The organism is Streptosporangium sp. G11 (assembly GCF_051192615.1).
Classification (GTDB): domain Bacteria; phylum Actinomycetota; class Actinomycetes; order Streptosporangiales; family Streptosporangiaceae; genus Streptosporangium.
In genome coordinates, this window is the sequence record NZ_JBPJUQ010000042.1 from 1 (window position 1) to 21,664 (window position 21,664).

20 protein-coding genes are annotated in these 21,664 nt (G+C 71.4%); 9 read left to right on the forward strand and 11 right to left on the reverse strand.

Features of this window, described 5'->3' with window-relative positions; all coding sequences use genetic code 11:
* Positions 1-78: 78 nt before the first annotated feature.
* Positions 79-756 (reverse strand): MtrAB system response regulator MtrA, encoded by a 678-nt coding sequence (mtrA, locus tag ACSDR0_RS30975; RefSeq protein ID WP_030907316.1) that lies wholly within the window; start codon positions 754-756, stop codon positions 79-81.
* A 343-nt stretch (positions 757-1,099) separates the two neighbouring features.
* On the opposite strand from mtrA, the gene ACSDR0_RS30980 reads away from it, so the two are divergent.
* The 5 genes from ACSDR0_RS30980 to ACSDR0_RS31000 all read left to right on the forward strand — a co-directional run bounded on the left by ACSDR0_RS30980 (position 1,100) and on the right by ACSDR0_RS31000 (position 6,657).
* Positions 1,100-2,395 (forward strand): hypothetical protein, encoded by a 1,296-nt coding sequence (locus tag ACSDR0_RS30980; protein ID WP_435292445.1) that lies wholly within the window; start codon positions 1,100-1,102, stop codon positions 2,393-2,395.
* Positions 2,380-3,021: a DUF4129 domain-containing protein gene (locus ACSDR0_RS30985; protein WP_435292446.1), complete on the forward strand. Its 642-nt coding sequence runs from the start codon at positions 2,380-2,382 to the stop codon at positions 3,019-3,021. Before ACSDR0_RS30980 ends, ACSDR0_RS30985 begins: the two co-directional genes overlap by 16 nt.
* A complete protein-coding gene (locus ACSDR0_RS30990; protein ID WP_435292447.1) occupies positions 3,018-4,256 on the forward strand; it encodes a DUF4350 domain-containing protein in 1,239 nt (412 codons plus the stop codon). The genes ACSDR0_RS30985 and ACSDR0_RS30990 overlap by 4 nt, the downstream gene beginning before the upstream one ends.
* 71 nt (positions 4,257-4,327) lie before the next feature.
* On the forward strand, positions 4,328-5,290 hold the full coding sequence (locus ACSDR0_RS30995; RefSeq protein ID WP_435292512.1) for an AAA family ATPase: 963 nt from the start codon (positions 4,328-4,330) through the stop codon (positions 5,288-5,290).
* 2 nt (positions 5,291-5,292) lie between these two features.
* Positions 5,293-6,657 carry a DUF58 domain-containing protein gene (locus tag ACSDR0_RS31000; RefSeq protein WP_435292448.1) on the forward strand — a complete coding sequence of 455 codons (1,365 nt, stop codon included), beginning with the start codon at positions 5,293-5,295 and terminating at the stop codon, positions 6,655-6,657.
* Between the two features lie 142 nt (positions 6,658-6,799).
* Here the strand turns inward: ACSDR0_RS31000 and ACSDR0_RS31005 are convergent, their stop codons facing one another.
* Positions 6,800-7,795: a stage II sporulation protein M gene (locus tag ACSDR0_RS31005; RefSeq protein WP_435292449.1), complete on the reverse strand. Its 996-nt coding sequence runs from the start codon at positions 7,793-7,795 to the stop codon at positions 6,800-6,802.
* Positions 7,796-7,832: 37 nt separating this feature from the next.
* On the opposite strand from ACSDR0_RS31005, the gene ACSDR0_RS31010 reads away from it, so the two are divergent.
* The gene (locus tag ACSDR0_RS31010; protein ID WP_435292450.1) at positions 7,833-9,068 is read left to right on the forward strand and encodes an RDD family protein; all 1,236 of its coding nucleotides are present in this window, start codon (positions 7,833-7,835) and stop codon (positions 9,066-9,068) included.
* 181 nt (positions 9,069-9,249) lie between these two features.
* On the opposite strand, the gene ACSDR0_RS31015 is transcribed toward ACSDR0_RS31010, so the two are convergent.
* Both ACSDR0_RS31015 and ACSDR0_RS31020 read right to left on the reverse strand, forming a co-directional pair.
* A complete protein-coding gene (locus ACSDR0_RS31015; RefSeq protein ID WP_435292451.1) occupies positions 9,250-10,638 on the reverse strand; it encodes an LVIVD repeat-containing protein in 1,389 nt (462 codons plus the stop codon).
* A gap of 284 nt (positions 10,639-10,922) precedes the next feature.
* The gene (locus ACSDR0_RS31020; RefSeq protein ID WP_435292452.1) at positions 10,923-12,347 is read right to left on the reverse strand and encodes an LVIVD repeat-containing protein; all 1,425 of its coding nucleotides are present in this window, start codon (positions 12,345-12,347) and stop codon (positions 10,923-10,925) included.
* Between the two features lie 181 nt (positions 12,348-12,528).
* Between ACSDR0_RS31020 and ACSDR0_RS31025 the strand changes: the two genes are divergently transcribed.
* A complete protein-coding gene (locus ACSDR0_RS31025; protein ID WP_435292453.1) occupies positions 12,529-13,161 on the forward strand; it encodes a DUF305 domain-containing protein in 633 nt (210 codons plus the stop codon).
* A gap of 200 nt (positions 13,162-13,361) precedes the next feature.
* Here the strand turns inward: ACSDR0_RS31025 and ACSDR0_RS31030 are convergent, their stop codons facing one another.
* Together ACSDR0_RS31030 and ahcY are read right to left on the reverse strand one after the other, a co-directional pair.
* On the reverse strand, positions 13,362-14,603 hold the full coding sequence (locus tag ACSDR0_RS31030) for an adenosylhomocysteinase (protein ID WP_435292454.1): 1,242 nt from the start codon (positions 14,601-14,603) through the stop codon (positions 13,362-13,364).
* Between the two features lie 103 nt (positions 14,604-14,706).
* Positions 14,707-16,134 carry an adenosylhomocysteinase gene (gene ahcY, locus ACSDR0_RS31035; protein WP_435292455.1) on the reverse strand — a complete coding sequence of 476 codons (1,428 nt, stop codon included), beginning with the start codon at positions 16,132-16,134 and terminating at the stop codon, positions 14,707-14,709.
* A gap of 222 nt (positions 16,135-16,356) precedes the next feature.
* Between ahcY and ACSDR0_RS31040 the strand changes: the two genes are divergently transcribed.
* Positions 16,357-16,698, forward strand: a complete 342-nt coding sequence (locus ACSDR0_RS31040; RefSeq protein WP_435292456.1) for a MerR family DNA-binding transcriptional regulator — start codon at positions 16,357-16,359, stop codon at positions 16,696-16,698.
* Between the two features lie 125 nt (positions 16,699-16,823).
* Here the strand turns inward: ACSDR0_RS31040 and ACSDR0_RS31045 are convergent, their stop codons facing one another.
* From ACSDR0_RS31045 to ACSDR0_RS31065, 5 genes are read right to left on the reverse strand one after another with little or no spacing between them, the layout of a single operon-like run.
* Positions 16,824-17,777, reverse strand: a complete 954-nt coding sequence (locus ACSDR0_RS31045) for a cation diffusion facilitator family transporter (RefSeq protein ID WP_435292457.1) — start codon at positions 17,775-17,777, stop codon at positions 16,824-16,826.
* Positions 17,778-17,824: 47 nt separating this feature from the next.
* Complete coding sequence (locus tag ACSDR0_RS31050; protein WP_435292458.1) at positions 17,825-18,931, reverse strand: SIS domain-containing protein; 1,107 nt, start codon at positions 18,929-18,931, stop codon at positions 17,825-17,827.
* Complete coding sequence (locus tag ACSDR0_RS31055; RefSeq protein WP_012888128.1) at positions 18,928-19,101, reverse strand: Trm112 family protein; 174 nt, start codon at positions 19,099-19,101, stop codon at positions 18,928-18,930. Before ACSDR0_RS31055 ends, ACSDR0_RS31050 begins: the two co-directional genes overlap by 4 nt.
* A gap of 4 nt (positions 19,102-19,105) precedes the next feature.
* Positions 19,106-20,461, reverse strand: a complete 1,356-nt coding sequence (locus ACSDR0_RS31060) for a phosphomannomutase/phosphoglucomutase (protein WP_435292459.1) — start codon at positions 20,459-20,461, stop codon at positions 19,106-19,108.
* 48 nt (positions 20,462-20,509) lie between these two features.
* Complete coding sequence (locus ACSDR0_RS31065) at positions 20,510-20,878, reverse strand: DUF3499 domain-containing protein (RefSeq protein WP_329090499.1); 369 nt, start codon at positions 20,876-20,878, stop codon at positions 20,510-20,512.
* 307 nt (positions 20,879-21,185) lie between these two features.
* Here ACSDR0_RS31065 and ACSDR0_RS31070 point away from each other — a divergent pair, with 307 nt between their 5' ends.
* On the forward strand, positions 21,186-21,641 hold the full coding sequence (locus ACSDR0_RS31070) for a metallopeptidase family protein (protein WP_435292460.1): 456 nt from the start codon (positions 21,186-21,188) through the stop codon (positions 21,639-21,641).
* Positions 21,642-21,664 lie beyond the last annotated feature (23 nt).

The following is a 21,664-nucleotide window of genomic DNA, read 5'->3' on the forward strand; positions in this document are numbered from 1 at the left end:
CCGCCGACGACAAGCCCAAGCTCGACGCTCCCACTACCGAAGACGCGGCCACACCACCCTCTAAACGCCGTTGCAGTACTAGGCCGGTCCGGCCTTGTACCCGACCCCGCGGACCGTCACGACGATCTCGGGGTGCTCGGGGTCCTTCTCGATCTTCGCCCGGAGCCGCTGGACGTGCACGTTGACCAGTCGGGTGTCGGCCGCGTGCCGGTAGCCCCAGACCTGTTCGAGCAGGACCTCGCGGGTGAAGACCTGGCGCGGCTTCCTGGCGAGGGCGACCAGCAGGTCGAACTCCAGCGGGGTGAGGTTGATGGTCTCCTCCTCCCGCTTGACCGAGTGCCCGGCGACGTCGATCGTGATGTCGCCGATCTGCAGGATCTCCGGCGTCGGCTCGTCGGTGCGGCGCAGCCGGGCGCGGACCCTGGCGACGAGCTCCTTGGGCTTGAAGGGCTTGACGATGTAGTCGTCGGCCCCCGACTCCAGCCCGAGCACCACGTCGATGGTGTCGCTCTTGGCCGTCAGCATGACGATCGGCACCCCGGACTCGGCCCTGATGCGGCGGCAGACGTCGATCCCGTCGGCGCCGGGCAGCATCAGGTCGAGCAGGACCAGGTCCGGCCGGGTGTCACGGAACGCGTCGAGCGCCTTGTCACCGTCGGAGACGAAGGAGGGTTCGAAGCCCTCCCCTCGCAGCACGATCCCGAGCATCTCGGCGAGAGCCGCGTCGTCGTCGACGACCAGCACGCGTCCTTTCATGGCCCCTCATTCGGTTTACGCAGTTCGGGAGTTATTGGGATAAACCGCTCGATCGTCGAAGATTACCCTTGTCCGCCTACTGGATGACACCGACCGACGACCGGGCGTCCAAATGACGAATTTTAGGCGCACGCAACGTGAAACGCGCAGTGGTGCCCCCCCACGGCCGCCCCCGGCCCCGGCGACTGCGGACGCCGGGCGGTGATGACCACGGTCACAGTCTGCGGTAAACCAAGGCGTCTCGGCCATCCCTCCGGCATCTCCGCCCCTCTCGGAGAGGATGAAACGTTCGCGTGATCGCCCGATCACCACGAATGGTGTGTCCACATGTCAGGATTGGGATATGTCAGACGGTCACGGCTCCACTCCCGGTACTCCCGGCACACCTTCGGGCTGGGCGTCCAACCAACCTCCGCCGTACGGTAACGCCCCGGGATCGCCGTGGACCGCCCCCGGCCCGGCGTCCGGCGCCCCCGGTCCCCCGCCCCAGGGTCCCCCGCAGGGGCCCGGGCAGCCCCACGGCCAGGCGCCGTACCAGCCGCCGTACCAGCAGGGCCCCTACGGCCCGCCGCCGTACGGCGCGCGCGTGCCGCCCCCCGCGATGCGCCCCGGCATCATCCCGCTGCGCCCCCTCGGCCTGGGCGACATCCTCGACGGCGCGATCAAGCTGATGCGCTCCAACCCCAAAAGCGTGCTGGGCCTGTCGGCGATCGCCGCCGCGCTGGGCGCGATCCCCCTGGCGATCGGCCAGGCGATCATGCTCAACTCCCTCACCCCGATCCTGGAGAACCCGGGCGCGACCCCTCCCGAGGGGAGCTTCCTCACCCAGTACGGCGGCACCCTGCTCTCCTACGCGGTCCAGTTCGTCGCGGTGACGCTGCTGACCGGCGTGCTGACCCGCATCCTGGGCCGCGCGGTCTTCGGCGGCAAGATGACCGCCGGCGAGGCCTGGACGCTGACCCGCGGCCGGGTGCCCACGCTGTTCGGGCTGGTCGTCGTCAACCTCGTGATCCTGTTCGTCCCGATGGCCCTGGTCGTCGGCCTGTTCCTCGCACTCGGCGCGGCGGGGGCCGAGGTCGCCGTGGTGGCGATCGTGGGCGTGGTGGCGGTGCTGGCCTACGTGGTCTACGCCTTCTTCGTCACCACCCGGCTGGTGCTCGCCCCGGCGGCCGCGGTGCTGGAGCGGCGCGGCGTCACCGACTCCCTGCGCAGGTCCTGGCACCTGGTCTCCGGCGGCTTCTGGCGGACGCTCGGCATCGTGCTCCTCACCCAGATCATCGCGTTCCTGATCGGCCAGGTGCTCGCCTTCCCCTTCGTCCTGGGCGGAAGTTTCTTCGCCCTCCTCGGCGGGGGCTCCACCGGCGCGCAGATCGCCTCGGCGGTCCTCATCGCCGTGGGCGTCACCCTCGGCTCGATGATCACCTATCCCCTCCAGGCGGGGGTCAACGGCCTGCTCTACGCCGACCGGCGGATGCGCTCCGAGGCGTTCGACCTGGTGCTCCAGACCGCGGCGATCGAGCAGCAGCGGCAGGGATGGGTCCACGCGTCGGCCGACGACCTGTGGGACCCCTCCGTCACGCCCTCGGGCCCCGCGCGGCACGGTTCCCCCGACCAGGGAGCCCCGTGGCCCCACTCCTGACGTCCCCGATCGACATCGAGCGCGAAGAGGCGCGGCGCCAGGCGATCCAGGAACTACTCAGACCCGAGTACGCCAAGGAGTCCCTGGTCGACCGCCTCTGGCGGAACGTCAACCAGTTCATCGGGGACCTGCTGGACCAGGAGTCCGTGGGCGTCGCGGGCAGCCTGGTGGCGCGGGCGATCCTCCTCGTGATCGTGGTCGGGATCATCGTCGCGCTGCTCCTCGTCGCCCGCAGGACCGCCAGGGGCGGCGCCGCCCGCGCCGGGGGGATCTTCGGCGACCGCCGCCTCAGCGCCGCCGAGCACCGCGAGGCCGCCGAGCGGCTGGCGGCGGAGGCCCGGTGGGCCGAGGCGGTCCGCGAGCGGCTCCGGGCCGTCGCCCGCGACCTGGAGGACCGCGTGATCATCGACTACACGCCCGGCCGCACCGCCGACGAGCTGGCCACCGAGGCCGGCCGCGCGCTGCCCGCCCTCGCCGACGAGCTGACCGCGGCGGCCCGGGTGTTCGACGACGTGACCTACGGCGAGGTGCCCGGCACGCCCGAGGCGTACGGGATCATGCGCGATCTCGACGAGCACCTGCGCGCGGCCCGCCCCGCGCCCGCCGTACGGGCGGACGCGCCATGAGCCCGGCGGCGCCAGGACAGGCGGCACCGGCCTTCGCCGAGGACGGCGCGCGGATCGCCGGCCAGGCCGGCGCGCGAGACTCCGGCACGACCTCCACCTCGCCGACCGCGGGCGGCCTCTGGCGCGGCGGCAGGGGCGTCCTGCTCGTGGCGCTCCTCGTGGTCGCCGTCGCCGTCACCGGCGTGCTGCTCGGCGGCTCCGGCGGGCCGGGAAGGACCCTCGACCCCGCCGACACCTCGCTGTCGGGAGGCAAGGCCCTGGCCCGGCTGCTGCAGGCGCGCGGCGTGCGGGTGGCACGGGTCACCTCGGTCGCCGAGGCCGCGTCGCTGGCCGGGCAGGCGGGTCCCGCGGGCGGCACCCTGCTGGTGAGCGAGACCTTCCCGCTCGGCGAGGACGAGGCGGAGCGGCTCGCCGCCACACCCTCCGATCTGCTGCTGGTGGGCGTACGGGCACAGCTGGACCTGCTCGCGCCGGGGGTGGTCCCGGTGCGTGAGGCGCGGGCGCGCTCCCGTGAGCCCCGGTGCGCGCTCCCTGCCGCGACGAGGGCGGGCAGCGCCTACAGCGGCGGCGTGGCCCTCACCTCGCCCCCGGGGGCGATCGGCTGCTACCCCGCGAACGGGACGCCCACCCTGGTCTCCCACACCGCCGGGGGCCGGACGATCACCGTCACGGGCGACGCGCAGTTCATGACCAACCTGCGGCTCGCCGAGGACGGCAACGCCGCGCTGGCGATGAACCTCGCCGGCGCCAGGCCCACCCTGATCTGGCTGACGGCCCCCGAGACCTCCTCCCAGGCGGGCGGCGGCAAGGCGGGTCTCTACGACCTGGTCCCCGAGGGGATCAAATGGGCCCTGGTACAGGTGCTCGTCGCGGTCCTGCTGCTGGCCCTCTGGCGGGGCCGCAGGCTCGGCCCCGTGGTGGCCGAGCGGCTGCCCGTCGTCGTGCGGGCGGCCGAGACCGTCGAGGGACGTGCCAGGCTCTACCGCGCGCGGCGGGCCCGCGACCGGGCCGCCGCGGCCCTGCGCGCGGGCTTCACCGACCGGGTCACACCCCGCCTCGGGCTGCCCCCGGGGGCGGCCCCCGACGCGCTGGTGAACGCGATCGCCGAGCGGACCGGACAGGCGGCGTCACACGTGGGCGCCGCCCTGTACGGACCGCCGCCGGTCGACGAGGCGGGGCTGGTAGCCCTGGCCGAATACATGGACATCGTGGAAAGGCAGGTCGGAAAGTCGTGACCACACCACCGGGAAACGGCGGTCTCACCGAGGCGACCTCCGTCGTCAGGACCGCGCCCGGCGCATCCGCCGTGCCCGCCGCGCAGGGCGCGGACCGCGCCAGGGAGGCGCTGGGAGCCCTGCGCGCCGAGGTCTCCAAGGCGGTCGTCGGCCAGGACGCCGTCGTCACCGGGCTGGTGATCGCGCTGCTCTGCCGGGGCCACGTGCTGCTCGAAGGCGTGCCCGGCGTCGCCAAGACCCTGCTCGTCAGGACGCTGTCGGCGGCGCTCTCGCTCGATTTCAAGCGGGTGCAGTTCACCCCCGACCTCATGCCGGGCGACATCACCGGCTCGCTGATCTACGACGCGAAGACGTCGGAGTTCGAGTTCCGCGAGGGACCGGTCTTCACCAACCTCCTGCTCGCCGACGAGATCAACCGCACGCCCCCCAAGACGCAGGCCGCGCTGCTGGAGGCGATGGAGGAGCGCCAGGTCAGCGTGGAGGGGTCGGCGCGCGCGCTGCCCGACCCGTTCATCGTGGCCGCCACCCAGAACCCCGTCGAGTACGAGGGCACCTACCAGCTGCCCGAGGCGCAGCTCGACCGGTTCCTGCTCAAGCTGACCGTCCCGCTGCCGCCCCGCGACCAGGAGATCGCGGTGCTGGAGCGGCACGCGCTCGGCTTCGACCCGCGCGACCTGTCGCACATCAAGGCCGTGGCCACCATCGCCGACCTCGCCGCGGGACGCGCGGCGGTCAGCCAGGTGCACGTGGGTCCCGAGGTGCTCGGCTACATCGTGGACATCGCCAGGGCCACCCGCCAGTCGCCCTCGCTCCAGCTCGGCGTCTCTCCGCGCGGCGCCACCGCGCTGCTGGCCGGGGCGCGGGCCTGGGCGTGGCTGTCCGGCCGCGCCTACGTGACGCCCGACGACGTCAAGGCTCTGGCCAGGCCCGCGATGCGGCACCGGATCCAGATACGTCCCGAGGCCGAGCTGGAGGGCGCGACCGCCGACGGCCTCATCGACGCCATCCTCGCCTCCGTCCCCGTCCCCCGCTGACCATGGCGCTGACAGGACGGGCCGCGCTGCTGGCACTGCTGGGCACCCTGGCCGTGCTGTTCGCCCCTCAGCCGGGGCCGGCCGTGGCCGGGGTGGCACTGCTGATCGTGGCGCTGGTCGCGGTCGACCTGCTGCTGGCCGGGAGCGTGCGCCCGCTGCGCTTCACCCGCTCGGGCGAGCGGCTGGTACGGCTCGGCGAGTCGGTCGCGGTCGAGCTGATCGTGGAGAACCCCGGCACGCGCCGGGCGCGCGGCGTGCTCAGGGACGCCTGGCCGCCCTCCGCCGGCGCCACGCCGCGGCACCTGCCGCTGGACGTGCCTCCCGGCGAGCGCCGCCGGCTGGTCACCACGCTCACCCCCACCCGCAGGGGTGACCGCGAGGCCGTCACGGTGACGGTGCGGACGCTGGGCCCGCTGGGCGTGGCGGCCCGCCAGGGCTCGCACCGGGTGCCCTGGTCGGTCAGGGTGCTGCCGCCCTTCCTCAGCCGCAAGCACCTGCCCGCCAAGCTGTCCAGGCTCAGGGAGCTGGAGGGCCGGCACCCGTCGATGATCCGGGGGCAGGGCACTGAGTTCGACTCGCTGCGGGAGTACGTGGTCGGCGACGACGTCCGCTCGATCGACTGGCGGGCCACCGCCCGCCGCGACGACGTCGTGGTCCGCACCTGGCGGCCCGAGCGCGACCGGCGGGTGCTGATCGTGCTCGACACCGGCCGCACCTCGGCCGGGCGGGTGGGCACCGCCCCGATCCCGTTGGCCGGCGAGGTGCCGAGGGCCGCCGGGGGCGGGAGGTCGCGGGTCGTGCCCGGCTGGCCCCGCCTCGACTGGTCGATGGACGCGGCGCTGCTGCTGGCCGCCCTGGCCTCCCGCGCGGGCGACCGGGTCGACTTCATGGCCCACGACCGGGGAGTGCGCGCCTGGGTGTCGGGCACCGGCCGTACGGAGCTGCTGTCGTCGCTGGTCAACAGCATGGCCCCGATCGAGGCCGAGCTGGTCGAGGCCGACTCCGCGGGGATGGTCGCGGCCGTCATGTCGCGGGCCAGGCGGCGCTGCCTGGTCGTCGTGCTGACCGACCTCAACCCGGCGGCGCTGGAGGAGGGCCTTCTGCCGGTCCTTCCCCGCCTCTCCTCGCGGCACCTGGTGCTCCTGGCCGCCGTCTCCGACCCGCAGGTGGCCGAGATGGCCGCCGGGCGCGGCACCTCCGAGCTCGTCTACGGCGCGGCGGCGGCCGAGCACCTGAGCGCGGGACGGCGCAGGATCACCGCCCTGCTGCGCCGCCAGGGCGTGGAGGTCGTGGACACCGCCCCCGAGCAGATCGCCCCGGCCCTGGCCGACGCCTACCTGGCGCTGAAGGCGGCCGGGCGGCTCTGACGCCGCTCGCCCGGCGGGGATTCGGGCGCCTTCGGAGCGCGTCGGGTAAAGCCGGACGGACGGGGGCGCTTCGACCGGCGCCGGGGATGCTCGGCCGACGGCGGAGATGCTCAGCCGACGGCGGGGGCGAGGCCGGAAACGCTCAGCCGGCGCTGGGGGCCAGGTCGGGGGCGCGCTCCACGTCGCCGCTCTCGCCCTCGGCCACGGCCCGGCGGCCGAAGAAGATCACGTAGGCGAGGAAGGCCGCCTCCGCGACCACCCCGATGCCGATCCGCGCCCAGGTGGGCAGCCCCGAGGGGGTGACCAGGCCCTCGATCATCCCGGAGACGAGCAGCACCACGACCAGGCCGAGGGCCACGCTCATCACGGCCCTGCCCTGCTCGGCCAGGACCTCGGTACGCCTGCGCGGGCCGGGGTCGACGACCGTCCAGCCGAGGCGCATGCCGACGGCCGCGGCGAGGAACACCGCGGTCAGCTCCAGCAGGCCGTGCGGGGTGATCAGCCCGAAGAAGATGTCGAGCTTGCCGCGCGAGGCCATCAGCCCGGCGGAGACGGCCACGTTGAGCGCGTTCTCCCACAGGACGTACGGGATCGGCAGGCCGAGCAGGATGGACATCATGATGACCTGCATCGAGACCCAGGCGTTGTTGACCCAGACCTGTCCGGCGAAGGAGGTCGCCGGGTTCTCCGAGTAGTAGTCGGCGAAGTCGTGGTCGACGAGCTGGGTGATCTCCTCGGGGGTGGCGATCGCCGCCTGGACACCGGGGTTCTCCCCCACCCAGACGGCGACGACCGTGGAGACCAGCAGGAACGCGACGCTCGTGGCCAGCCACCACCAGCGGGCCCGGTAGGCGACCACCGGGAAGGAGACCGTGAAGAAACGGGCGAACTCCCGCCAGGCCGGGGTGTGCGCCCCGGTCACGGCGGAGCGGGCGCGGGCGACGAGCGCCGACAGGCGGCCCACCAGGATCGGGTCGGCGGAGGCCGAGCGGACGAGGGACAGGTGCGTGGCCACCCGCTGGTAGAGGTCGACCAGCTCGTCGACCTCTGCCCCGTCCAGCGAGCCGCGCCGCCGGACCAGGTCCTCAAGACGGTCCCAGGCTGGCCGGTGCGCGGTGACGAAGGCGTCGATGTCCACGCGGGCAGCCTATCCAGTCGAAGGTAGGGTTCTGATTGTGTCCGATGTCGTAACCGGCGAGGCCGTGGTCGTCGAGGTCCGCGTCGCCCAGCTCCCGAGCAGGGCCGCGGCGCTGCTGATCGACATGACGCTCCAGGTCGTGACGCTGCTGGGCGCCTCCCTGCTGGTCGGCAGCCTGGCGTTCCTGAGCGATCCGGCACTGACGACGATGGTCTACATCGTGCTCACCGTGCTCGTGATCGTCGGTTACCCGGTGGCCTTCGAGACGCTCACGCGCGGGCGCAGCCTGGGCAAGCTCGCGCTGGGGCTCCGGGTCGTCAGCGACGACGGCGGTCCCGTGCGGTTCCGCCAGGCGCTGTTCCGCGGCCTGGCGGGGGTCCTGGAGTTCTGGATGCTCAGTGGCGCCCCCGCGCTGATCAGCTCGCTGATCTCGGAGAAGGGCAAGCGGCTCGGCGACATCTTCTCCGGCACCATCGTGATCTCCGAGCGCGCCCCGAGGCAGTACGGGCCGCCGCTGGACATGCCGCCGATGCTCGCCCCGTGGGCGGCGACGCTGGAGCTGTCGCGGCTGCCCGAGCAGGTCGCGGCCACCGCGAGGCAGTACCTCATGCGCTGGCACGACCTGGCCCCGGCCGTGCAGTACGAGATGGGCGTGCGCATCGCCACCGAGATGTCGGCCTTCGTGTCCCCGCCCGCCCCGCCCGGCGTGCCGCCGTTCGCCTACCTGACCGCCGTCCTGGCCGAGCGCCGCCGCCGCGAGCAGGCGCGCCTGGCCCAGCAGACCGGCGCGCGCCAACCGGCCCGGCAGTGGACCGGCCGGCCGCAGTCCGAGCGACCGGGGCAGCCCTGGCCCGATCAGCAGCCCGGGCCGTGGGCCGATCAGCAGCCCGGGCAGCCGTGGCCCGGCCATGCCGCGCCCCAGCCCCACCCGTCTCACGCGCCGTCGTTCCAGCCTCACTCGGCTCACGCGCCGTCGTTCCAGCCCCACCCGGCCGCGCCACCCCCGCCGTACGCGCCACCCGGAGCCGGAGACGGGCCGTACGCGCCCTTTGCCCCGGGGGGGCAGCAGAACCCTCCCGTCCCGTACGCGCCGCCGGGATCGGCACCTCAGCCTCACACGCGGCCCGCCTACCGGCCGTCGCAGCCGCGGATCCCGCTCCCTCCCCCGGCGGGGCCGCCGTATCCGGCGCCTCCGCCGCCCCCGCCCCCCGTGGGCGGGCCCGGCGCGCGGGAGCCCGACCCCACACCCGGCGGCTTCGTCCCTCCCGCCTGACCTTTCTCGCCGGCGTGACGCCGTACGGGCCCGGCATCGCCGGCGGCGCCGCGCGGGAACGTGGCCGCGGCGCCGGGAACGCGAAAAGGGGCGGCGGGAAGGCCCGCCGCCCCTTTCCTCATGCTTCTTGCGGATTCCTCATGGGCGACCGCGTCCTCTCAGGGACGGCCGCGCCGGATGGTCAGTGGTGGCCGCGCTCCCCGTAGGAGGCCTGGGTCTGCACGTTCAGCCGGTCCAGGCGGACGCTCTTGGCCGGGTCGGTGCGGCGGTCGTCGATCTTGAGGACGTCCAGCCCCCTGCGGAAGTCGCTGGCGTAGACGTAGCCGTTGTAGTAGTACGCGGACCAGATGCCGCCGCCTCCGCCGTCGGGCTCGGGGCCGCGCTCGAAGAAGCCGATCTCCTTCGGGTTGGCCGAGTCGGTGAAGTCCACGAAGGAGACGCCGCCCTGGTACCAGGCCTGGACCATGATGTCCTTGCCCTTGACCGGGATCAGCGAGCCGTTGTGCGCGACGCAGTTCTCGGTGTCGGCCTGGTAGCGAGTGATCTTGAAGTAGCCCTTGAAGACCAGCTTGCCGCGGACGATGTCGTAGTAGGCGTTGGCGCCGCGGTTCGGGCCGGTGGCCTCGTTGCAGGTGGCCGCGCCGCCGCCGCCGAGCTCGTCGGTGAAGATCACCTTGGTGCCCTTGTTGTTGAACGTCGCCGAGTGCCAGAACGCGAAGTTCGGGTCGGTGGTCCGCGCGGTGATCACCGGGTTCTCCCGGTCGGAGATGTCGAACAGGACGCCGTCACCCATGCAGGCTCCGGCCGCGATGTCCTTCTCCGCGTACACGGTGATGTCGTGGCAGCCGCTGGTCGGCAGCAGCAGGCCCGGCTGCGTCTCGTTGCCACCGTCGGGGAAGACGACCGGCGCCTTGACCACGGCCGCGGCGGTCGGGTTGCGCAGCGGCACCTTGATGATCGAGATCTTGTCGTGCGGCGGCTGGCAGTCGGGGAACGTGGCGTTCGGGTTGTAGGAGGAGACGTAGAGGTAGACGTTGCGCCGGTCCCTGGCCTTGCCGGGAACGAGTGTCAGGGTGTGGGAGCCACAGTTGGTCTCGACCGACTTGATGTACTTGGGGTTCCTCTTGTCGCTGATGTCGAAGATCCGAACCCCCTCCCACGACTCCTTGACGCTGGCCGGCTGGCCGACGCTGTTGCAGGAGTCGTCGCTGCGGGAGTTGTCGACCGCGGCGAACAGCAGGTCGCCGTGAACCGACACGTCCATCTGGGAGCCGGGGCACAGGACGCCGCTGACGAGCTTGGCGCGCCTCGGGTTCCTGATGTCGTAGATCGAGAAGCCGCCGTAGTTGCCGACGTAGGCGTAGTCGCCCTGGAAGGCGATGTCGCTGTTGGTGGTGGCCTCAAGACCGGGGAGCTTGGGCAGGGTGCCCACGTGCGTCACATTGGGGCTGGTGACGACCTCACCGGGCGGGGGAATGTCGGCGGCCTGGGCCGAGACCGTGGACATCAGCATCGCGGCGGCCGTGGCCGCCACTACCAACGCCCGGACGGTCCTTCGGGGAGCGAACACTCGGGTGCCTCCTTGGAGCGGACATAAGGCATGCATAAATTAGCAAATCGTCCCTCCTGACAGCCGGATCGACGGACTGTGACTTTGTCACAATAAAATATGAGATTAACTCTTTACTGAGGCCCTGAAAAAGTTTACGGTCGATGTCCCTTCCGCGATGCGCACGGGCTTTCCGGCCCCTCACACACGAAGGCCACCGGGCGCTCGACGAGCGCCCGGTGGCCTTCCGCAGGTGGTGGTCGTGGCCGTTGTCAAAGGTCAGCGGCCATGACCGCCGTCAAATGTCAGTGGTCGTGGCCGTGACCGCCCTCACGGTAGGACGCCTGGGTCTGCGTGTTCAGGATGTCGAACTTGACACCGTTGGCCTTGTTCGTCCGCGGATCGTTGATCTTCAGGACGTCGAGGCCGAGGTTGAAGTCGCTGCCGTAGATGTGGCCGTTGTAGTAGTACGCGGACCAGAAGCCGCCGCTGAGCGCGGGGGCGGTGCTGTCGGGGCCGCGCTCGAAGAACGCGATCTCCTGCGGCTTGGTGGAGTCGGTGAAGTCGACGACCGAGATGCCGCCCTGGTACCAGGCCTGGACCATGATGTCCTTGCCCTTGACCGGGATCAGCGAGCCGTTGTGCGCGACGCAGTTCTCGGTGTCGGCCTGGTGGCGAGCGATCTTGAAGTAGCTCTTGAAGGCGAGCTGGCCGCCCTCGATGTCGTAGTAGGCGTTGGCGCCGCGGTTCGGGCCGATCGCCTCGTTGCAGGTGGCCGCGCCGCCGCCGCCGAGCTCGTCGGTGAAGATCACCTTGGTGCCCTCGTTGTTGAACGTCGCCGAGTGCCAGAACGCGAAGTTCTGGTCGTCGCGGGCCGTGGCGGTGACCTTGGGCTCCAGCGGGTTGGAGATGTCCATCAGGACGCCCTCGCCCATGCAGGCTCCGGCGGCGATGTTCTTCTCCGGGTACGCGGTGATGTCGTGGCAACCGCTCGTGGCCGAGGTGCGCTCGGGGTAGGGGAGGGTCTCGCCCGGGTTGCCGCCGTCGGGGAATAGGACCGGCGTGGCGGCGACCGCGGCGGAGGCCGGGTCACGCAGCGGCACCTTGACGATCGAGATCTTGTCGTGCGGCGGCTGGCAGTCGGGGAACGACGCGCTGGGGCTGTAGGAGGAGACGTAGACGTAGACGTTCCTACGGTCCCTGCCCTTGCCCGGGACCAGCGTCAGCGTGTGCGAGCCGCAGTTGGTCTCGACGGACTTGACGTACTTGGGGTTCTGCTTGTCCTTGACATCGAAGATCCGGATGCCCTCCCACGACGCCTTGTTCGCGGCGCTCTGGCCGACGCTGCTGCAGGAGTCGTTGTTGCGGGAGGAGTCGACCGCGGCGAAGAGGAGGTCTCCGTAGACCGCCAGGTCCATCTGTCCGCCAGGACAGACCACCGAGCTGACGAGTGAGGTCTTCTTCGGCTTCTTGATGTCGTAGATCGAGAAGCCGGTGTAGTTGCCGACGTAGGCGTAGTCGCCCTGGAACGCCATGTCGGTGTTGATGTCCGTCAGCGCGGCAGGCTTGACCACGTTGAGGACATGCTCGATGTTCGCGCTCTTGGCGATCTCACCGGGTGCCGGGATGTCGGCTGCCTGCGCGGGGAACGCGGCAAGCGCCGTTGCGACGGCGACCCCGGCCACAAACAGGAACCGGCCGGTCAAGCCCTTCCTGAGGGGGGTGGACACTCGTGAACCTCCTTGACACATGCACCCAATAAAAGGTGCATAAACGGTTAAATCGTTCAGGTTGTACGGTCATCCGGCAAGCCGTCACAGTGTCAGCAACTGTTACCGGTGTGCGGTCTTTACGGGCCGCCCCCGCAGGGGTTACGGTCTTTCGCTACTGGACATTCACGAAGGAGGCCGGGTGCGCGTCGCGCTCATCGCCGTGATCGCCGCCCTGTCTCTCAGCGCGTGCAGCGCGGAGCAGCCCAAGCCTGCCCCGACCCCCCAGGCGTCGGCACCGGTGATCGTCCCGGGCAGGCCGGGAGAGGTCGCCCGGACCGTCGGCCCGAGTGAGGCCGCCACGCTCGTGCCCTCACCCACCGCCAACGCGGCCGACGTGACGTACGTCCAGAAGATGGTCGTCCACCACCGGCAGGCCCTCGACATGGCCTCCCTGGCCCCGACCCGGGCCGAGCACGTCAGGCTGAAGAGCCTGGCCTCGCGCATCAAGGACTCGCAGGGCCCGGAGATCCAGTTCATGATCTCCTGGCTCCAGCAGCAGGGCATGCGGGCTCCCGAACACCACGCCGAGCACGACACCATGCCCGGCATGGCCTCGCCGGAGCAGATGGAGGCGCTCAAGGCCGCCTCGGGCAAGGATTTCGACCGGCTCTTCCTGCAGCTCATGATCGCGCACCACCGGGGCGCGCTCACGATGTCCGAGCAGGTCCTGGTCTCCGGCTCGCACCAGCGGATCGAGGAGCTGGCCAACGACGTCTCGGCCACCCAGAGCGCCGAGGTCCGCAGGATGCAGGAGATGCAGGCCGAGCTCTGACGCCCTCCCGCCCGGCGATCCCGGGACTCCGGCGCCCTCCCCCGCTCGAAGACCTCGAACCGCGAGCCGGAACGCGGGCGTGACCACGAACCACGCCGGAGCACGAGCGTGACCACAAGCCGAGCCGCCACGCGGGCGTGACCACGAACCGAGCCGAAACCGCGAGCCTCACCACGAACCGAGCCGCCACGCGGGCGTGACTACGAGCCGAGCCGCCACGAGTGGAGGTATTCCTCCTGGTCGGTGGTGAGCTCGTCCATCTCGATCCCGGCCGCGGCCAGCTTGAGCCGCGCCACCTCCACGTCGACCTCCCCCGGCACGTCGTAGACCCCCGGCTCCAGCCGCGCCCGCTCGCGGACCAGCCACGCCACCGAGAGCACCTGCGCGGAGAAGGACATGTCCATGACGGCGGCGGGATGCCCCTCGGCGGCGGTCAGGTTCACCAGGCGGCCCTCGGCGAGCAGCAGGAGCCTGCGGCCGTCGGCGAGGACGTACTCGTCGGTGTTGGGGCGCACCCCCCGATGGACGGCGTGCGCCAGGTCGTCCAGGGCGCGGACGTCGATCTCGACGTCGAAGTGCCCGGCGTTGGCCAGGATCGCGCCGTCCTTCATCTCCGCCAGGTGCTCGCCCCTGATCACGTCGCGGTTGCCGGTGACCGTGACGAACACGTCCCCGGCGCGGGCCGCCGCCGCCATCGACCGTACGTCGTAGCCCTGCAGCGAGGCGTCCAGCGCCTTGACGGGGTCTATCTCGGTCACCACGACCCGGGCCCCCAGGCCCCTGGCCCGCTCGGCGACGCCCCGGCCGCAGTAACCGAACCCGGCGACCACCACGGTCTTGCCCGCGAGCAGGGTGTTCGTGGCGCGCATGATCCCGTCCATGGTCGACTGGCCGGTGCCGTAGCGGTTGTCGAACATCCGCTTGGTCCGCGTGTCGTTGACCGCCACCACGGGGAACCTGAGCGCCTTCTCCGCGGCCATCTGGCGGAGCCTGATGATCCCGGTGGTGGTCTCCTCGCACCCGCCGGAGACCGTCTCCAGCAGCTCGGTCCGCTCGGTGTGCAGGATGTTGACGAGGTCGCAGCCGTCGTCCAGGACGATGTCCGGGACGATGTCGAGCGCCTGGTGGATGTGGCGGTAGTAGGCGTCCACGGTCACCCCGGCCCGCGCGTGCACGACGACGCCGTAGTCACGGAGCGCCTCGGCGACGTCATCCTGGGTGGACAGGGGGTTCGACGCGGCCAGGGCGATCTCGGCCCCGCCCGCCTTGAGGGTGCCCATGAGCACGGCGGTCTCCGCGGTGACGTGCAGGCACGCGGCGATCCGCAGCCCCTCGAAGGGCCGTTCGGCGGCGAACCGCTCACCGAGGGCGGTGAGCACCGGCATCGCCCGCGCCGCCCACCCGATCCTTAGCTCCCCCGCGGCCACCAGAGCCCTGTCCACGTATCTCCCCAGATCTCCCGAACCCCGGATTGACCACCCGAACCCCGGATCGCCCGAAGGCCCCCGCGAAGCGCGGGGGCCCGGTGGAACTCAGCCGTGGGTATCAGTAACGGTAGTGGTCGGACTTGTAGGGGCCCTCGACGTCCACGCCGATGTACTCGGCCTGGGCCTTGGTGAGCGTGGTGAGCTTCACGCCCAGGGCGTCGAGGTGGAGGCGCGCGACCTTCTCGTCCAGGTGCTTGGGCAGCACGTAGACGCCGACCGGGTAGTCGTCGGTCTTGGTGAACAGCTCGATCTGCGCGATCACCTGGTTGGTGAAGGAGTTGGACATGACGAACGAGGGGTGGCCGGTGGCGCAGCCCAGGTTCATCAGGCGGCCCTCGGCGAGCACGATGATCTGCTTGCCGTCGGGGAAGCGCCAGGTGTGGACCTGCGGCTTGACCTCGGTCTTCTCGATGCCGGGAATCCGCGCCAGGCCGGTCATGTCGATCTCGTTGTCGAAGTGACCGATGTTGGACACGATCGCGTTGTGCTTCATCCGGGACATGTGGTCGGCCGTGATGATGTCGAAGTTGCCGGTCGTCGTGACGAAGATGTCGGCGATGCCGACGACCTCCTCCAGGGTGGTGACCTGGAAGCCGTCCATGGCGGCCTGGAGCGCGCAGATCGGGTCGATCTCGGTGACGATGACGCGGGCGCCCTGGCCCTTGAGCGCCTCGGCGCAGCCCTTGCCGACGTCGCCGTATCCGGCGATGACCGCCACCTTGCCGCCGATCAGCACGTCGGTGGCGCGGTTGAGGCCGTCGATCACCGAGTGGCGGCAGCCGTACTTGTTGTCGAACTTGGACTTGGTCACCGAGTCGTTGACGTTGATCGCCGGGAAGAGCAGCGTGCCGGTCTTGAACATCTCGTACAGGCGGTGCACGCCGGTGGTGGTCTCCTCGGTGACGCCCTTGATGCGCGAGGCGACCTGGGTCCAGCGGCCCTCGTCGGTGACCGTGCGGCGGAGCAGGTCGAGGACGACGCCCCACTCCTCCGGGTCGTTCTCGCCGGCGGTGGGCACGGCGCCGGCCTTCTCGTACTCGCTGCCCTTGTGGACGAGCATGGTGGCGTCGCCGCCGTCGTCGAGGATCATGTTGGGGCCGTCGTCACCGGGCCACGTCAGGGCCTGCTCGGTGCACCACCAGTACTCCTCCAGGGTCTCGCCCTTCCAGGCGAAGACCGGGACGCCCTGGGGGTTCTCCTCGGTGCCCTCGGGGCCGACGACCACGGCGGCGGCGGCGTGGTCCTGGGTGGAGAAGATGTTGCAGCTGACCCAGCGGACCTCGGCGCCGAGCGCGACCAGGGTCTCGATGAGCACGGCGGTCTGGATGGTCATGTGCAGCGAGCCCATGATCTTCGCACCGGCCAGCGGCTGGGCCGCGGCGTATTCCTTGCGGATGGCCATCAGGCCCGGCATCTCGTGCTCGGCGAGCTGGATCTCCCTGCGGCCGAAGGCCGCAAGAGAAAGGTCGGCGACCTTGAAGTCCATGTGTGGTTACCCCTCTGGTTGATGGGCGGCGTTCGCCTCACACCCTCGCTCGTCGCGCTCGTCTCGCGATCGTGCTTCGCTCTGGGGCCGGGCCTGCCGCTCCACCGGAACAGTCGACGCATGCGAGTTTAGGCGGCCGGAGCGACTCCACGCACCCCTTGAGCGGGTAACCTGACACAAGAATGTAAGGTTTCCCGGAAAACCGCTGGAAAGAGGTCACCGATGCGGATCACCGAGGCCGCCAGGAAGCTGGGCATGTCTCCCCGGATGCTCCGCTACCGCGAGGCGCTCGGTCTGCTCCCCCCGGTCAGGAACCAGGGCGCGCACCGGCGGTTCGGCCCCGACGAGCTCTCGGCCGTCGCCCAGGGCGTCGAGCTGGAGAAACGGTTCGACATCTCCCCCGCCGAGCTGGCCTTCGCGCTGCGGGCGCTGAGCGAGCCCGCGGTCGCGCAGGCCGTACGGGACCTGGGGCTGCGGATCGGCCGCCTCCAGGCACCCCGCAGGGCACTGGACTTCGAGAAGGAGAAGGCGCTGCGCCTGCTCCAGCGCCGCGCCCAGGGGTGACGCCCCCGCCCTCTCCCGGCCACCCCGCACCCCAGGAAGAACACAGGACCCCGGCGCCGTGCGCCGGGGTCCCGCGTTCGACTCGCGTCCGAAGCCCGTACCGTGCGGTACGGCCGTCAGGGGCCCTATGCGCGCGGGATCACGTCCGAGTCGGACGAACCGGTGACGCGGGCCCTGTCGAGGTCGGGCTCCAGATAGATGACGCGGGCCTCCGGGACGGCCGCGCGAACGCGCTGCTCGGCCTCGTCGATCCCGCGGGCCACATCGGCGGCCGTGTCGTCGTGGTCCACTGCGATCTTGGCGGCGACCAGGATCTCCTCGGGGCCCAGGTGGAGCGTGCGCATGTGGATGACCCGGGTGACCTCGGGCGCGCCCTCCAGGGCCTCCGCGATGCGGGTCTCGACCTCGGGCCCGGCGCCCTCGCCGATCAGCAGCGACTTGGTCTCGATCGCCAGGATGACCGCGATCACCGCGAGCAGGACACCGATCATGATGGTGCCGATGCCGTCCCAGATGGGGTCGCCGGTCACCACGGCCATGGTCACGCCGAAGAGCGCGAAGATCAGGCCGAGCAGCGCGCCCAGGTCCTCGAGCACGATGACCGGCAGCTCGGGCGACTTGGAGCGGCGGATGAACTGGACCCACGACTGGTTTCCCCGGACGTGGTTGGACTCGATGATCGCCGTCCTGAACGAGAACGACTCGGCGATGATCGCGAAGATCAGCACGCCGAAGGCCCATTCGGGGCTCCTCAGCGCCTCCGGGTGGGAGAGCTTGTGCCAGCCCTCGTAGAGGGAGAACACCGCGCCGATGGTGAACAGCACCACCGCCACCACGAACGCGTAGAAGTAGCGCTCCCGGCCGTATCCGAAGGGATGCTGTGGCGTGCGCGCCCGCTGGGCGCGCTTGCCGCCCAGGAGCAGCAGCGCCTGGTTGCCCGAGTCGGCCACCGAGTGGACCGACTCGGCGATCATCGATGACGAACCCGTGAAGAGAAACGCCACGAATTTGGCCACGGCGATCGCCAGGTTGGCCGCCAACGCCGCGATGATTGCCTTAGTACCGCCGCCCGCGCTCACGGCAGCCTCCGCTCAGCTCGTTATTCAGGAAAGACAGGACAAGGATCCTATTGCGAAACCCTTGCCTTGAGTTCTGTGATCGCCGACACAGGGGTCGGGTCGGCCCCGTACCCGAGAGCGAGGTAGGTACTCGCGAAATCCCCGAGCGCGATCAGCGTGGCGAGCCGCTCCAGCGGGTGCACCCCCTCCGCGGCGATCTGCGTGACCGGGACGCCGCGATCCTCCGCCAGCCGCACCGACACCTCCCGCTGCCGTACGACCCGGGGGTGCTCCTCCACGTCGCGCAGCACGAACAGCCGGAGCGACCTGCCGCTCTCGTCGGCGAAGATGTCGCGCTGGGCGAGCGGGCCGTCGAGGACGGCCACCTGGTCGTGACCGGCCTCGGGGAGCTCCCCCCACACGGCCGGATACTTGCCGTTCGTGTTGAGCTGACCGGCCCACCGGCGGGCCGCGACGGCCGCCAGCGGGGAGGACCCCCAGATCATCGGCACGGTCTCGGCGAGCTCCATGGCCAGTGACTTGCCCGGGTTGATGAATGACTCGCTCGCCGGGCGGCAGCGGTGGGCGAGGTCCTCAAGGCGCTTGGCCACCTCCTCGAACACCTCCTCGCCGGCCTCGACCAGGCCGAGCTCGGCGGCGGCGACGATCAGCGGGACCGTCAGCGCCCACACCGCGGCACGCGCCTGCCCGCCGCCCGCGACGGGCACGAACGGCGCTCCCGCCTGCCTGGCGATCGCGTGGAGCGGCGAGTCGGGCCCGCCGACGGCGAGCAGCCGGCATCCCCGGCGGACGGCCTCGGCGGCCACCGCGAGCGTCTCCTCGGTCCGGCCCGAACGCGACACCGCGATCACCAGGTCGGTCGCGCCGACCCAGCCGGGCAGCCGGTGGGACCTGACGGTGACGATCGGCAGCGGGGCGCCGTGCCCGCACACCACGTTGAGGATGTCACCGGCGATGCCCGAACCGCCCACACCCGCGACCACGACGGCCCGGGGCCGCCCGTCCCCGGCGAGCGAGGACAGGCCCGACTCCAGGGCGGCCCTGCGGGAGGTGCGGACCTGCGCGGCCGAGTCGGCCACCGCCCGCAGCATGCCCGCCGGATCGCCCTCGGCCAGCCGTTGCTGATCATCGAGCCGATCGGGCTCCCAGTTCACGACTTCCGGGCCTCGTCGACCAGCAGGACCGGGATGTCGTCCCGGACCGGGTAGACCAGACCGCAGGAGGCGGAGGTGCAGGACAGCTCGTCCACCTCGGGTTCGGCTCGCAGCGGGGACTTGCAGTTGGGACAGGCCAGGATCTCCAGCAGCCAGTCGTCGATCTTCACTCGTTCAGCTCCTCACGACAGCAAGGACCTCGTCCCTGATCGCTGCCATCTGAATCTCGTCGGCCGCCTCGGCGTTCAGCCTGAGCAGCGGCTCTGTGTTGGACGGACGGAGGTTGAACCACCATCCGGGGCCGGAGACGGTCAGACCGTCCAGCTCGTCGAAGGTGACCCCGTCGCGGGCGGCGAAGACCTCCCGGACCCGCTCCGTCGCCGCACCCTGGTCGGCCACGGTGCTGTTGATCTCCCCGGAGGCCGCGTAGCGAGTGTACTCGGCGAGGATGTCCGAGAGCGGCCTCTCCTGCTCGCCCAGCGCGGCCAGCACGTGCAGCGCGGCCAGCATGCCGGAGTCGGCGAACCAGAAGTCCTTGAAGTAGTAGTGGGCGGAGTGCTCGCCACCGAAGACCGCGCCGGTCTCGGCCATCTCGGCCTTGATGAACGAGTGGCCCACGCGGGTGCGGATCGGGTGGCCGCCGTGCTCGCCGACGATCTCCGGGACGCCCCTGGAGGTGATCAGGTTGTGGATGATCGCGGCCCCGGGGTGCCTGCCCAGCTCGCGGACCGCGACCAGCGCGGTGATCGTGGACGGGGAGACGGACTCGCCGCGCTCGTCGACGACCCAGCAGCGGTCGGCGTCGCCGTCGAAGGCCAGCCCGATGTCGGCGCCCACGTCGAGCACGGCCTTCTGCAGGTCGCGCAGGTTGTCGGGTTCGATGGGGTTGGCCTCGTGGTTGGGAAAGGTGCCGTCGAGCTCGAAGTACAGGGCGGTCAGCTCGACGGGCAGCCCCTCGAACACCGTCGGGACCGTGTGCCCGCCCATCCCGTTTCCGGCGTCGACCACGACCCGCAGCGGCCGGATGCCGGACAGGTCGACCAGGGTGCGCAGGTGGTCGGCGTAGCCGCGCAGCAGGTCGCGCTCGGAGACGGTCCCGCCGCCCTCGCCGCCGAGGGTGCCCGAGGCCAGGATCTCCGCGGCCCGGTCGCGGATCTCGACGAGCCCGGTGGCGCCGCCGATCGGCACGGCACCCGCCCTGCACATCTTCATGCCGTTGTAGCGGGCCGGATTGTGGCTGGCGGTGAACATCACGCCGGGCAGGCCGAGGCTGCCGCTCGCGTAGTAGAGCAGATCGGTGGAGCCCAGGCCCGCGTTGATCACGTCGGCCCCCCGCGAGGTCGCCCCCCGGGTGAAGGCGGCCGCCAGGGGCACCGAAGACTCGCGCATGTCGTGTGCCACGACGGCGGTCTCGGCCCCGGTCACCTCCGCGAAGGCCGCGCCGACCGCCTCGGCGGTCTCCTCGTCGAGCTCGTCCGGCACGACGCCACGGACGTCGTACGCCTTGAAGATCTTGGCGAGGTCGCCCACTCCAGCTCCACCCTTTGCGTCGTGTTCGTGCCCCCCAGCCTAGTAGGGTCAGCGGTCACGCTGGGGCTGGGCGGAGCGGAGCACTCGCAGATGACCTCGGCGGCCGACCTCGACCCCCTGGCCGACCGGCTCGGTGCCGCCGCTCGGCGCGGGCCTGGCCGCCTCGCGGACCGCGTTGGCGAGGGCCTCCAGGTCGTCCGTGCTCGGCGGGGCGCCGTCGGTCGGCAGGCGCACCACCTCCCAGCCTCGGGGGGCGGTGAGCCGCTCGGCATGCTCGGCACACAGGTCGTAACAGTGCGGCTCGGCGTACGTCGCCAAGGGTCCGAGAACAGCGGTCGAATCGGCGTAGACGTACGTGAGCGTGAAAACGGCAGGCTGACTGCACGCGGTGCGGGAACAGCGGCGGACGGGGCTCACGGTGGGACCGTATCCGGTAAGCGTCCGGGGCGCCACTATCTGAGCGCTCTTAACGAGCGTGTCGCCACAATTCGGACACGTGTCCCGGCTTCCACCCGCCTGTACGGCTTACACCCCCTGTCCGCACGCCTGCCTCCCAAACCTCGCCTCACCCGCACGACCCCCGCCCGCGCCCGCCGCGCCTCCCTCTCGTCCGCACGCCCCTCCCCGCCTTTCCACCCGCGCCTCCGCCGTCACCCCCTCCCCCCGGCCGCGCTCGGGTCACGGCGCCTCCCGCCCCCGTCCGGGTCACGTCTAAGCTGGGGCCGTGAGCCCGGCACCCGGCAGACCCCGTTCTCCCCGCAGGCGCGACAGGCACGGTCGCGGCCTGCGTGGCCCGCTGGCGCCCTCGCACGTGCCGATCGCCAAGGCCCGCAGCGAGCGGTTCGACGATCTCGTCCTGGACGCCGTCGACCGGCTCAAGCCCCGGTGGGCCAAGCAGCTGTCGGCCGTGGAGTTCGCGGTCGAGGAGGTTCCGCCGATCAGCGAGCTGGGCGACGGCCCCGGGCTGCTGACCGGCGAGCCCATCCCGTTCGGGCGGGCGGAGCCCGCCGCGGGGAGCCGCCCGGCCGTCGTGATCATCTACCGCCGCCCCCTGGAGAGCAGGGCCCGCGACCGCGACCACCTGGGCGCGATGGTGCACGAGGCGGTGGTCGAGCAGGTCGCGGGCCTGTTCGGGCTCTCCCCCGAGTCGGTCGACCCCGGCTTCGACGACCACGACTGACCCTCCGCATCCCAGTACGCCTC